Annotated in this window: 5 protein-coding genes; 3 read left to right on the top strand and 2 right to left on the bottom strand. The window is 35.7% G+C overall.

The features are described from left to right. Window positions 1-13 precede the first annotated feature (13 nt). Together CWATDRAFT_RS31645 and CWATDRAFT_RS09220 are read right to left on the bottom strand one after the other, a co-directional pair. Window positions 14-4012, bottom strand: coding sequence for an SdrD B-like domain-containing protein (locus CWATDRAFT_RS31645; protein ID WP_007304718.1), 3999 nt, complete (start codon window positions 4010-4012; stop codon window positions 14-16). A gap of 48 nt (window positions 4013-4060) precedes the next feature. Next, entirely contained in the window at window positions 4061-4285 is a 225-nt protein-coding gene (locus CWATDRAFT_RS09220; protein WP_042711373.1) for a hypothetical protein, read from the bottom strand. 82 nt (window positions 4286-4367) lie between these two features. Between CWATDRAFT_RS09220 and CWATDRAFT_RS31640 the strand changes: the two genes are divergently transcribed. From CWATDRAFT_RS31640 to CWATDRAFT_RS09210, 3 genes are read left to right on the top strand one after another with little or no spacing between them, the layout of a single operon-like run. Continuing rightward, on the top strand, window positions 4368-6530 hold the full coding sequence (locus CWATDRAFT_RS31640; protein ID WP_050018343.1) for a non-ribosomal peptide synthetase: 2163 nt from the start codon (window positions 4368-4370) through the stop codon (window positions 6528-6530). 9 nt (window positions 6531-6539) lie between these two features. Further along, window positions 6540-13655: a non-ribosomal peptide synthetase gene (locus tag CWATDRAFT_RS09215; protein ID WP_326997407.1), complete on the top strand. Its 7116-nt coding sequence runs from the start codon at window positions 6540-6542 to the stop codon at window positions 13653-13655. A 42-nt stretch (window positions 13656-13697) separates the two neighbouring features. After that, window positions 13698-14279: a helix-turn-helix domain-containing protein gene (locus CWATDRAFT_RS09210; RefSeq protein WP_007303150.1), complete on the top strand. Its 582-nt coding sequence runs from the start codon at window positions 13698-13700 to the stop codon at window positions 14277-14279. Window positions 14280-14299 lie beyond the last annotated feature (20 nt).

Below are 14299 nucleotides of genomic sequence, written 5' to 3'. Positions count from 1 at the left end.
TGGAGAAACTTTTTCAGCAAACCCTAATTAACTCATGACCTGAAGCGAAATCGTTATATTCGATTTCGTAGCCGTTTAATTCGTAGAAGTCTTCTGCTTCAATGTGTATTGTCTCGGAAGTTAACAACTCTTGAACAGTGTCAGTTGCAGAATACTTCCAGGTTTCACCAACGTCTAAGAAGTTATTTTGGTTAACATCTCCAACGTTAAATCCTCCATCAAGGACTTGTTCTGGGTTGAAGTCATCGTTGCTATCATCAGCAGTGCCATTGTCATCAGTGACGATTACATCAGCAGCAGCGAATGCCACATTACCTGTGTTAGTTACATCGTAGGTGAAGGTAACATTACTCCCAGGATTTAACTCAGGGTATTCATCAGGACTATTTGCATCGATACCGTTGACAAACTTCTCAATATCAATGTCAGGATCTGGGGTTAAGCTAACGTAATGGCTATGATCAGAATCTTCAACACCATCAGCAACAACCGTACCGATGTTTTTATAGATGCCATCGCTGAAGGTATCAAAATCTAAGCCAGAAATAGCACCGCTACCAACAAGCTCAACTTCTATCTTGACAACATCACTGTCATTGATATTTAAAGTTTGGAGACTACCATCACCGGGAGCAGGAATTGCCGTAGTCACTACATTTCCATCACTATCGGTCGTGCGAACTTCACCACCTGTTTCCTCAATATCTACTAAATTAATTGAGTTGAAATCCACAGGGTTATCTAGATCTAAGGTGATTACACCACCACCAGCATTGTCATCAGGATCGTTACTATCACCGTCTTCGGAGATGATTAAGATGTTGCCTTCACTGTCTGTTGCTAAATCAAAATCGCCACCGGTTGGGTTCGCACGGTCAAAGATCATGGCACCAAATTTAGTGGCAGAAATCGTCAATCCTAAATTCTGGTATTCATCATCAATGACGGTACCTGCCGGTAAAGCATTACCTTCACCGTCGGTCTCAAAATCAATAACATTGTTAGTAGCAGTAGATAAATCTTGAGCGGTTCCTGTCTTCTGATAAATCCAGGTTTCACCCGGGGCTAAAGTATTATCCCCATCTGCTTGATCAATGATGTCGGTGATAGTTCCTTCTTGGTCATCTGTTACTAAAATCTCACTTTCGTCAAACGGAACATCACCTGTGTTAGTAACCTCATAGGTCCAAGTTACTGTGTCACCAACAATGATTTCGGCTGCTGCGTCTGGGGTGTCAGCATCTACACCGTTGGTGAATTTTTCAATGTCAATATCTGGGATGAGTCGAATTAACCCTGCGTCTAAGGTGCCGTTAAAGTCTCCTGATTCGAGAATAACGGTTTCAGTCATGCCGTTGTCGGGGTCTGCATCAGAGTCCACTGCGTTGTCATCACCCACATTAGGAGTGGTGAATTCAAAACCTTCGGGTGCGACAAAGGTGACTTTGTATTCTCCTGGGGTTAAACCAGTGAAAGCATATTCTCCATCAGCATCGGTGGTGGTGGTGATGGGGTCGCCATTGCCATCGGTTACAGGAGTACCATCGGGGTTTTGTAGTTGAACTTCTACTCCAGAGACACCTGCTTCTCCTGAGTCTTGAATACCGTTACCATTTGTATCTTCAAAAACGAAGTCTCCTAATCCTGCTGTTTTGAAGAAACCAGCATCGATGGTGGGGTTAAATTCTCCTGAAGCTAAGACGACGACATCAGACATTAAACCATCTGAGTCAATGCTGGGGTCATTTCCTGCTTGACGGGGGCTAACACCATCAAACCCACCGGGTTGAGAAAACATCACTTTGTACTCGACACCAGGGGCTAAACTAGGAAAGAAGTAACTACCATCGGCGGAGGTGGTGGTGATACCAACCACATCGTCAATTAGACCATCGTTGTCGGTATCGGCTAAGAGTTTCACCTCAACTCCGGCAATACCTACTTCTCCTGCATCTTGAATACCATTGGCGTTGCTGTCTTCAAATACGAAGTCTCCTAAAGAAGCAGGTTGAACTAACCCTGCATCTAAAGTACCGTTAAAGTCCCCTGACTCTAAGATCACGGTTTCGGTCATGCCGTCCATGGTGGGGTCGGCATCAGAGTCAATGGTGTCATCGTCTCCCACATTGGGGGTGGTGAACTTGAAGCCATCGGGTGCCACAAACTTGACTTTGTATTCCCCAGGGGTTAACCCTTCAAAGGAATAGAAACCATTAGCATCGGTGGTGGTGGTGATGGGGTCGCCATTGCCATCGGTTACAGGAGTGCCATCGGGGTTTTGTAGTTGAACTTCTACTCCTTCAACGCCGGCTTCTCCTGAGTCTTGAATACCGTTACCGTTTGTATCTTCAAAAACGAAGTCTCCTAAACCTGCTGTGTTGAAGAAACCAGCATCAATAGTAGGATTATTTTCTCCTGATGCTAAAACCACAACATCAGACAATAAACCATCGGAGTCAACGGCAGGATCTCCTCCTTGTTGACGGGGACTAACACTATCAAAGCCACTGGGTTGAGTAAATTCAACTTGGTACTCTACACCAGGGGTTAAACCAGTAAATTCATAACTGCCATCCGGTGCAGTGGTAGCTGTATCTACTACATCGTCGATGTTCCAATCGTTATCGGTATCGGCTAAGAGGGTAACTTCTACTCCTCCAATACCAGTTTCTCCTGTGTCTTGGATTCCGTTAGCGTTTGTATCTTCAAAAACGAAGTCTCCTAAAGAAGCAGTGTTGAAGAAACCAGCATCAATAGTAGGATTATTTTCTCCTGAAGCTAAAACCACAACATCAGATAATAAACCATCGGAGTCAAGAGCAGGATCTCCTCCTTGTTGACGGGGACTAACACTATCAAAGCCACTGGGTTGAGTAAATTCAACTTGGTACTCTACACCAGGGGTTAAACCAGTAAATTCATAACTGCCATCCGGTGCAGTGGTAGCTGTATCTACTACATCGTCGATGTTCCCATCGTTATCGGTATCGGCTAAGAGGGTAACTTCTACTCCTCCAATACCAGTTTCTCCTGTGTCTTGGATTCCGTTAGCGTTGCTGTCTTCAAAAACGAAGTCTCCTAAAGAAGCAGTGTTGAAGAAACCAGCATCAATAGTAGGATTATTTTCTCCTGAAGCTAAAACCACAACATCAGACAATAAACCATCGGAGTCAACGGCAGGATCTCCTCCTTGTTGACGGGGGCTAACACTATCAAACCCACTGGGTTGAGTAAATTCAACTTGGTACTCTACACCTGGGGTTAAACCAGTAAATTCATAACGGCCATCTGCGGCAGTGGTAGCTGTATCTACTACATCGTCGATGTTCCCATCGTTATCGGTATCGGCTAAGAGGGTAACTTCTACTCCTCCAATACCAGTTTCTCCTGCGTCTTGGATACCGTCAGCGTTGCTGTCTTCAAAAACGAAGTCTCCTAAACTGGCTGTTTGATAAAAACCCTGATCAATCGTAGGGTTACTTTCGCCAGAGCTTAACGTCACCACGTCGGAAATGAGGCCATCACTATCAACCGTGTCATCTGTGCCTTGGTTCGCTGGACTGACTTCAAATCCTTCTGGTTGCTCAAATTCAACTACGTAATCCCCAGCAATTACTTCAAAATGATAATTACCATCGGCATCGGTGGTGGTGGTATGAACTACATCGTCAATTTGACCATCGTTATCGGTATCGGCCAAGAGATTGACTGTGACTCCTTCAATACCATTTTCTCCTGCGTCTTGGATGCCATCGGCATCAGAGTCTAACCAAACTCTATCACCCAATTTGGCTAACTCAACCCCAATGATTAAGGGTTGTTTATCAAAAGGGTTATCATCCGTTGTATTTCTATCGGGAAAGAGCAAGACCCCCAGTTGTCCGGTTACCTGTTCCCCAAAAACCGTGGTGTAGTCATATTCGGGAACAAATCCTCCTCCATTAGCCTCGGCTAATTCTACAATTTTGTCCACTCTGGCAGAGGCATTGGGGTCTGTTGTATCATTACCCAAGTCGGGGAGGTCATTTCCGTTGGGGTTAAAGCTTTCTCCTAAAACGGTCTAGATGGCAGCCTGAACGTCACTAAAGGTAAAGGTGCCTATGTCATCACCAACCGCAGAGCTATCTTTGCCAGCAAAACACTGGTTGAGAATCCAAGAGGCTAACTCTAAGTTGGCAGGATTGTCGATAGCAGATAAAAACTCTGGAGGGATATCATCGTAAACAGAAAAAACCTCGGCTGTTAAGTCGTTTTCTCTCCGACCAATCAGGGTGTCTGTATCCACACAATAGCCATCAAAGGCTCCAGCAAGAATACTATCCTCAATTGTAATATCGGCATAGCTATCTTCCCCGGCCTGATTGCCATTGAAAGCTTGGGAGGATTCGTTACAATTTATTGTCTTAGCAACATGGTGTTGCTTAATCTATCGTTATCATCAGGAAAAAACTCTTATTAGTGTCGATTTTGATTCTTTGAAGACCCTAGAAGGTAATCAATCCTATTTTGAATTTTCCCCGATTACTCTCCCAATACTCAAATCGACAACTTTTGAGGAATTATTAAGCAATATACAACAGAAAGTCAAAGAAAATAAAGTCTTTACTAAATCCAATCAACAATCAAATGTTGGTTTTATTAATTCACACCTAGTCAATATAGATGCTTTAGGAAATAAGTTGAATTTTGATTTGCTATTATGTACAAACTGTAAAAAAGATTATAAAAAAGATAGCTATCAATTTCAATTATTTTATGATGATAATTTATTCGAGCATAAAACAATTAATCGGATTATTAGTCATTTTAAGGTGTTATTAGCTTCGATTATAGATAATCCTCAGCAATGTATTGACAAATTACCTTTATTAACAAAATCCGAAAAATACAAACTATTACATGAGTTAAATCAAACAGAGAGAAAACATCTCACAGATAAATGTATTCATCAATTAATTGAAGAACAGGTTGAAAAAAATCCTGAGCAGATTGCAGTAATTTTTGAAGATGAGCAACTTACTTATAGAGAATTGAATCAGAAAGCTAATCAGTTAGCCAATTATTTGCAAAAATCTGGCATTATTCCTGGGGACTTCATTGGTTTATTTCTAGAACCATCTTTAACAAGAATTATTGGATTATTGGCGATTTTAAAAGTAGGGGGAATTTATCTACCTTTAGATCCCAACTATCCTTTAGCTCGTTTGAGATTCATGATAGAAGATTCACAGATATCAATTTTGTTAACTCAAGAATCTTTGCACTATAAGTCGTATATAAAATCATTAAGAACGATTAATTTAGATACAGATTGGAATGAAATTGCACAAGAATATTCTAATAATATTGTAGCTAATATAGCAGAAAATAATTTAGCTTATATAATTTACACATCTGGCTCCACTGGATTGCCAAAAGGGGTTCTAATTGACCATAAATCCCTATCCCATCATTGTCAAAATATAATTGATAATAATCACTTAAATATTAAAGATCGTATTCTACAATTTGCTTCTTTTAGTTTTGATGTTTCTTTGGAGCAAATTTTACCAACCTTAGGGGTTGGGGCTAGTCTAATTTTAGTTAATGCTAAAAATTTAACTATCTTCAATTTAAACAAAATAATAATTGATTTAGGTTTAACTATTGTTAATTTTCCTCCTTCTTATTTAACTCAATGGTTAGAATTTATAGATAAAAATGAATTTAAACACTCTCTTAATCAACTCAGATTGGTAATTTCTGGAGGGGAAGCTTTACCATTAAATACTGTCAAAAAATGGAATTTGAGTCCTCTCAAAAATATCTCTTTAATTAATGCTTACGGTCCTACAGAGGCAACGATTACAGCCATTACTTTTCCTCTTCCCAAAAATACAAATTTCATAAAATCATGTAAGACAATTCCTATTGGTCGTCCATTACCTAATCGTACAACATATATTCTTGATGCACAACAAAACCCTGTTCCTATTGGTGTTTCTGGAGAATTATATATTGGAGGAGAAGGATTAGCTTGTGGTTACTTAAATCAATTGGAATTAAGCAAAGAAAAATTTATTGACAATCCATTTGGAACGGGAAAATTATATAAAACAGGGGACTTAGTTAGATACTTAACAGACGGAAATATTGAATTCTTAGGACGTATTGATAATCAAGTGAAAATTCGTGGTTTTCGGGTTGAATTAGGAGAAGTTGAAACTATCTTGAGTCAGCATTTTCAGGTAAGAGAAGCTAAAGTAATGATTCGAGAAGATAAACACAATAATCAAAGATTGGTAGCTTATATCATTAACGACTTAGGTAAAATATCTCCATCAGACAGATCCCATGAAATACGGGAATATCTTAAGAAGAGACTTCCAAATTATATGATTCCCTCTGCATTCATATTTTTAGAACCTTTTCCATTAACTCCCAATGGAAAGATTGATTACGCTGCTTTTCCTGAACCTGATTTTTCTACTTTACAAAGTAATTATGTTTCACCTAAAACTCCTACGGAAGAAATTATTACTAATATTTAGAAGCAAGTTATAAAACTAGAGAAGATCGGCATTAATGATAATTTTTTTGAGTTTGGAGGAAATTCTTTACTCGCTATTCAGGTTATTTCTAGAATTAGAGAAACTTTAAATATAGAAATATCAATTAGCTTACTATTTGAATATCCAACCATTGCCCAAATTGCTGAAAATATTGCTTTAAAAGCAGCGAATAATAATGATTTATTTATATCAGAAATTAAACCAAGAAAACAACAAGAAAATCTTATCCTTTCCTTTACTCAAAAGCGTTTATGGTTTTTGAAGCAATTAGAACCTAATAACACAGCTTATAATCTTTTCTATCGATTTCGTCTTCAAGGTTTCTTGAATATCAATGCTTTACAAAAAAGTCTCGCAGAGATCACAAAACGTCATGAAATACTACGCACAAACTTTATATCAGTGAATGGACAGCCAAACCAAAGAATTAATAATGATGATAAATTTAACCTACCGATAATTGACTTACAAGCATTCCCTAATGAAAAAAGAGGAAAAGAATTAGAAAAAATAGTTAAACAAGAACTTGATTATAATTTTAATCTAAGTAAAGATAATCTCTTTCGGGTTAAATTAATACAATTAAATACCCAAGAAAATCAACTATTATTTAATATTCATCATATTATTTTTGATGGCTGGTCTTTTGGACTATTATTCTCAGAGTTAGAGTCACTTTACACCGCTTATTGTCAAGGTTTAACTTCTCCTTTATCATCGTTACCTATTCAATATGCTGACTTTACATTATGGCAAAAAAAATATTTAAGCAAAGATGTTTTAGAAACTCAATTGAATTACTGGAAAAAACAATTAGCTGGAAGTTTACCTATACTAGAATTACCAACAGATTATACTCGTCCTAAGATACAAACCTATAAAGGAGCTACAAAAACCTTTATTTTATCATCAGAATTAACAAAAAAAATCAAAGCATTTTCCCAAGGACAAGGGGTAACAATATTTATGACTTTAGTGGCAGCATTTAAAATATTATTGGCTCGCTATAGTGGACAAGAAGATGTGATATTGGGAACAGCTACGGCGGGACGTAGAATTAAAAAGCTTGAAAGTTTAATGGGATTTTTTGTTAATACTTTAGCTTTGCAAAGTAATTTAAGTAATCATTTAAGTTTTGAAGAATTCTTAACTCAAATTAAACAAGTTTGTTTGGATGCCTATGCTCATCAAGATGTTCCTTTCGAGCAATTAGTAGAAGTATTACAACCAGAAAGAAATTTAAGTCACAGTCCAATATTTCAAGTAATGTTTGTCTTGCAAAATACAGCGATGGAGGAATTAGAATTACCAGGTTTGACGGTAAGCAGTTTAGAGACATCGAGAAAAACGTCCAAATTTGATCTAACATTATCTATGGAAGAAAATGACGAAAAACTAAGAGGAGAGTGGGAATATAATACAGATTTATTTCATTGTTCAACCATTGAAAGAATGACAACCCATTTTCAGGTTTTGCTATCAGAAATATTAACTAATCCTCAAGAAAATATTTGGGAATTACCTTTATTAACACAAGGTGAAAAACAACAATTATTAGTTGAATGGAACCAGACTAAATTACCATTAACTGAAAATCTTTGTCTTCATCAAGTTTTTGAAGAACAAGTAGAAAAAATACCAGAGGCCATAGCTTTAATCTTTGGGGAAGAGGAAATATCTTATCAACAATTAAATCAAAAAGCTAATCAATTAGCCCATTATTTAAGAAGTTTAGGAGTACAAACAGAAACACTAATTGGGTTATTTATAGAGCGTTCGCCTATAATGATTATAGCTATGTTAGCTATTCTTAAAGTAGGGGCGACTTATGTTCCTTTAGATACTAAGTATCCCCAAGAAAGATTATCATTGATTTTAGAAGATTGCCAAATATCGCTTTTATTAACACAAACTTCTTTAGAGAAGATTTTAGATGAGGAAAATTATAATATTAATCAAGTTAATATAGATAATCTTTCTCTGGATGATTATTCAGATTATAATATAAAAAATAGGGTTAAATCTCACAATTTAGCCTATATAATTTATACATCTGGTTCAACGGGAAAACCTAAAGGTGTAGCCATTGAACATCGTAGTCCTGTGGCGTTGGTTTATTGGGCAAAGGAAAGGTTTTCTCCACAAGAGTTTTCAGGAGTTTTAGCTTCGACATCAATTTGTTTCGACCTTTCTATCTTTGAAATATTTGTCACTTTAGGTTTTGGAGGCAGCATAATTATGATGGAAAATGCTTTAGAATTACCTGAATCATTACATCGGGATAAAGTTACACTCATTAATACTGTTCCCTCAATTATTAGTGAACTGATTAAAGTTAATAGCATTCCTCAAAGCGTAAAAATAGTAACCTTGGCAGGGGAACCTCTAACAGTCAATATTGTCCATCAACTATACAAAATTGACACCATTGAAAAGGTATATAATCTTTATGGTTCATCAGAAGATACCACTTACTCAACTTGTGAGTTAATTAGTAAAGAAATTACCGATAATCCCTCCATTGGTCGTCCCATTACTAATACAAAAATTTATATTTTAGATAAGCATTTTAACCCCGTTCCCTGCGGGGTATCTGGAGAATTATATATTGGTGGTGATGGTTTAGCTAGAGGCTATTTTAATCGTCCTGAATTAACTAAACAGAAATTCATAGATAGCCCTTTTGAACATGGTCAAAAGCTCTATAGAACTGGAGATTTAGCCTCTTATAGAAAAGATGGAAAAATCGATTTTCTGGGGCGTATTGATAACCAAGTAAAAATTAGAGGTTTCAGAATAGAATTAGGAGAAATAGAAGCAGTATTAAATAACTATGTCTACATCAAAGAAGCTAAAGTTACTAGCAAAAAAGATAAGCAGGGATGTCAACAATTAGTAGCCTATATTATTCTAGATAACAAGCAAATTTTGTGTCAAAAAATATCCCAGGAAATTCGTGAATATTTACAACATAAGTTACCAGCTTACATGATTCCGTATGTTTTTGTTCCCTTAGAATATTTTCCCTTAACACCTAATGGAAAAATTAACTATAGTGCTTTTCCTGAACCTGATGTTTCAACTTTTCAAAGTAATTATATTGCTCCTAGAACTCCCACAGAAGAGATTATTGCTAATATTTGGGTACAGGTTCTTGATATCAAAAATGTCGGCATTAATGATAATTTCTTTGAGGTAGGAGGACATTCTTTACTAGGAACACAAATTATTTCGAGAATTCGAGATAGTTTGAATATAGAAATCCCATTAAAGTTATTTTTTGACTTTCCAACAATTGCTAAACTTGCTGAGCATATCGAAAGTAGAAAAAGTCTCAATATTTCTGGATTATCACCCATAATTGAACCTAGAAAAAAGCAAAAACAGCTACCCCTTTCTTTTGCTCAAGAAAGACTTTGGTTCTTAACAAAACTAGAACCGAAGAGAACGGATTATAATATGCCATTTATTCTAGAAATAAAAGGGTTACTAAATATAGTTGCCTTAGAAAAAAGCATTAATACAATCATAGAGCGTCATGAGATACTGAGAACCAATTTTAGTTCGATGGATGGAAAACCAACTCAAATTATCAATAAAGATATTAACTTTAAATTATCGATTGATGATCTCAGAAATAAAAAAGAAACACAAGCAAACAAAATTGTTAATCAATTTACAGAACGTCCTTTTGATTTGGCTAAGGGTCTTCTATTTTCTGTGAAATTATTACAATTAGACACAAAAGTATATTGGCTTATATTTAATATTCATCATATTATTTTTGATGGTTGGTCTTATGAAATACTACAAAAAGAACTATTCACACTTTATCAAGCTTATGGTCAAGAAAAAAAAACAGAATTAGGGCAAATTCCTATTCAATATGCAGACTTTTCATTGTGGCAACGTCACTGGTTCACAGAGCAAAATTTAGCATCTCAATTAAATTACTGGAAAGAACAATTAAAGGGAACTTTACCCATTTTACAATTACCCACAGATTTTCCTCGCCCTTCGTTACAAACTTATCAAGCAGATTCTTATTCTTGGCATTTATCTTCAGAGTTAACGACAAAAATTAAATCTTTTTGTCAACAAGCAGGAGTCACTTTATTTATGACTTTTTTAACGGTATTTAAGCTGTTACTCTCTCGCTACACTGCTGAAAAAGATGTTATTGTAGGAACGCCTATTGCATCTCGTAATCGCACAGAAATAGAAAACTTAATTGGCTTTTTTATCAATACTGTAGCTTTACGAACAAACTTAGCTGGAAATCCTAGTTTTCAGGAATTACTTAGTCGTGTTCGACAGGTTACTTTAGATGGTTATTCTCATCAAGATTTACCGTTTGAAAAGTTAGTTCAAGAATTAAAACCTGAAAGAAATTTAAGTTATAATCCTATTTTTCAAGTTTGGTTTAATATGATTAACTTACCTAGAAAGAGGGTTAGATGTGATGGTTTACAATTCAAATCTATCCCTGTTTTTGACACAATGGCTAAGTTTGATATTAGTTTTTACCTAGAGGAAGAAAATCAAGAAATTAAACTCAAATTTGTTTATAATAAGTTACTTTTTAAGTCTAGTACCATTGAAGGAATGTCAAGACATTTCCAAACCTTATTAGAGCAAGTTATTATTGCTCCAGAAAACAATATTGCTAGTTTCTCTCTACTCAGTGAAAAAGAATGTTATCAGTTAACTCATCAAGTTAATAAAGTTACTCCTACTAACTCATTCTTAAACTTTCCTAAAACAGATATTGAGCAATCTATCCCATCTCGGTTTGAAGAGCAGGTTAAAAAGTATCCTGATAAAATTGCTGTTCAAAGTAAAGATAATCAATATACCTATCAAAAACTGAATACTGAAGCTAACAAAATTGCTAAGTCATTGCTCAATCTAGGGATTGATAAACAAGCTAAAGTCGCTCTATTTTTTGATCACAATGTGTCGATGATAGCAGCAATGCTGGGAATCCTTAAAGCGGGAAAAATTTATGTTCCTATTGATCCTAATTATCCTCAAGATAGGGTTATATATACTCTAGAAGATTCTTGTGCTGAAGTCATTTTAACCAATCAGATAAACTCAGATAATATTAAAGCTATAACTCACGGAAAACTGCCTATTATTAATATTGATAAGCTTAATGATGTTGCTGTTGAAATCAATTTAGAAATATCTCCAGATACCCTTGCCTATATTCTATATACTTCTGGTTCAACAGGACAACCTAAAGGGGTTATTCAAAATCATCTTAATGTTCTACACTTTATTAGAAATCATACTAATAATCTTCACATTTCTGCTGATGATAACTTAAATTTATTAGCTTCTTATAGTTTTGATGCTGCCGTGATCGACATCTTTTCGGCTCTTTTAAATGGTGCAACTCTTTTTGTTTTTGATATTAAAAAAGAAGGATTAAACAGTTTATATAATTGGTTAGAAACGCACAAAATTACAATCTTTCATTCTACTCCAACGGTTTACCGATATTTTTTAGAGAAATTAGGCAGTAAGGTATCACTAGCTAAAGCGCAGTTATCTCACATTCGATTAGTGGTTTTAGGAGGAGAGCCTGTTCTTAAAAAAGATGTAAAATTATATCAACAATTTTTTGCTGATAATTGCATTTTTGTTAATGGTTTAGGAGCAACAGAATCTTCTTTTTATCTCCAATATTTACTCAACAAAAAAACTCAAATACAGAAGCAAATTATTCCCGTTGGTTCTACTTTTGAAGATACAGAAATTGTTTTACTTGATGAGGAAGGAAACATAACTGATCTCTATGGAGAAATTGCCGTTAGAAGTCCCCATGTTGCGTTGGGTTATTGGCAAAAAGAAGAGCTAACACAAGCGGTATTTTTGAAAGATTTTCAAGGTAAAGATAAAAGAATTTATCGCACTGGAGACTGGGGACGTTTACGAAATGATGGCGTGATAGAATGTTTAGGTAGAAAAGATAATCAAGTTAAAATTCGAGGTTTCCGTGTTGAATTAGGAGAAATAGAAGCGTTATTAAATAAGCATCCCCAGATAAAGCAAAGTGTAGTTATTTATAAAGAAGATAGTTTAAGGGAAAAACAACTCATTGCTTATATTGTTCCTCAAGATATCTCTTTAGTCTCCAATTCTCAACCCCAAATTATCAAACAAGTCCGAGAATTTCTGCAAGAAAAACTTCCTAGTTATATGATTCCTGCTAAGTTTGTCTTATTGGAAACCTTACCCCTTACTCCCAATGGAAAAATAGATCGCCGAATTCTTACTGCTAGGGAAGAAAGTGAAGTGGTAGTTAAAGAAAGCTTTATCCCTCCTCGTAGCCCTTTAGAGGAACAAATTAGTAATATTTGGCAGAAAATGCTAGGAATTGAATTGATTGGAGTAAATGATAATTTCTTTGATTTGGGAGGACATTCTTTATTAGCTATTCGTCTTTTAGCGAGAATAGAAAAAGATTTTAAGGTTAATATCTCTTTATATACTTTCTTGAATAACCCCACTATTTCTAGTCTTGTTAACTTGATACAAGGCTCAGAAGATAGGATTACTGAATCTTCGGTTGTCCCTATTCAAACTCAAGGTAATAAACTTCCTTTATTTTTTGTTAACTCTATAAGTTATGCTCAAAAGTTTGCATCTTATCTCGATAAAGACCAACCTTTTTATATACTCAATATTTTCGGAATTACAGACTTTTTGACTCCTAAAATTAAGCAATTAAAATTAGAAGATATTGCAACTAAATTTATTGAAGATATGGAAAGTATTGCTCCCAACATTCCTTATTATCTAATCACTTACTGTGGAGATTTATCCCTTACCATTGAAATGGTAAGACAATTAGAAAAAAAAGGAGTTGAAATACCTTGTATTTTCTTAATTGATGCTTTTTGGAAACCTGAAGATTGGGGATTTCATTTACACTGGTATAATCTGGGTCAATTTGGGATAAGTTATTTAGTTGAAAAAATCAAAAATAACCTATTTGTTAGAAGAGAAAAACTAATTATTTTTGTTAATCTTATGCTTGGTAAACTTTCTTTTTCTGATGAAAAGAATTCATCTAGTGCAGCTTGGCGAAAGTAATCCACCAGATTTTTACAGAAACTTTCGTGACTAGCCACGACAATGTGTTTCAATGAAACTAACGGAAGAATCTCGAAGTTGATGTCCATGATAAAAGCATTGCCAATTAACCTCTCCAACCTACAGAAAACAGTACTCCAACAAATAGTGAGAGGGACAACAAACCCCTATCGCCTTGTTAGACGAGCCAAGCTAATCTTAGCCGCAGCATCAGGAGAGAGCAATAGTTCGATTAGTCGAAGATTAGAATTAGACCGAGTACAAGTGCGTCAGTGGCGATCGCGATGGTTTGAGGAGAGAGAAAAACTGAGTGCCGCCGAAGAACAACAGGTAACGGAGAAAGCATTAATGGTCTTGATCAAAGGAATTTTAAGCGATCGCCCAAGACCTGGAACAACAAAATCCTTTACGGTCGAACAAGTAGTCCAGATTGTAGCGATCGCTTGTGAAGAATGTGAAAAATCAGACAGACCAGTGAGCCATTGGACACCTTCAGAGTTGGCGGATGAAGCCATAAAAAGAGGAATTGTCGAAAAGATTTCCCCCCGTAGTGTGGGGCGTTTTTTAAAAAGAAGCGACATTACAACCACATCTCGTTCGTTACTGGTTAAATGCCAAAATTGATGATCCCTTAAAATTTAAAA

Source organism: Crocosphaera watsonii WH 8501 (assembly GCF_000167195.1).
Lineage (GTDB): Bacteria > Cyanobacteriota > Cyanobacteriia > Cyanobacteriales > Microcystaceae > Crocosphaera > Crocosphaera watsonii.
This window is presented reverse-complemented; position numbering and strand designations above follow the sequence as displayed.

Bases quoted from the DNA above. Each gene is read 5' to 3' on its own strand.
- CWATDRAFT_RS09210 (WP_007303150.1), top strand. From the start codon at position 13,698: ATGTGTTTCAATGAAACTAACGGAAGAATCTCGAAGTTGATGTCCATG.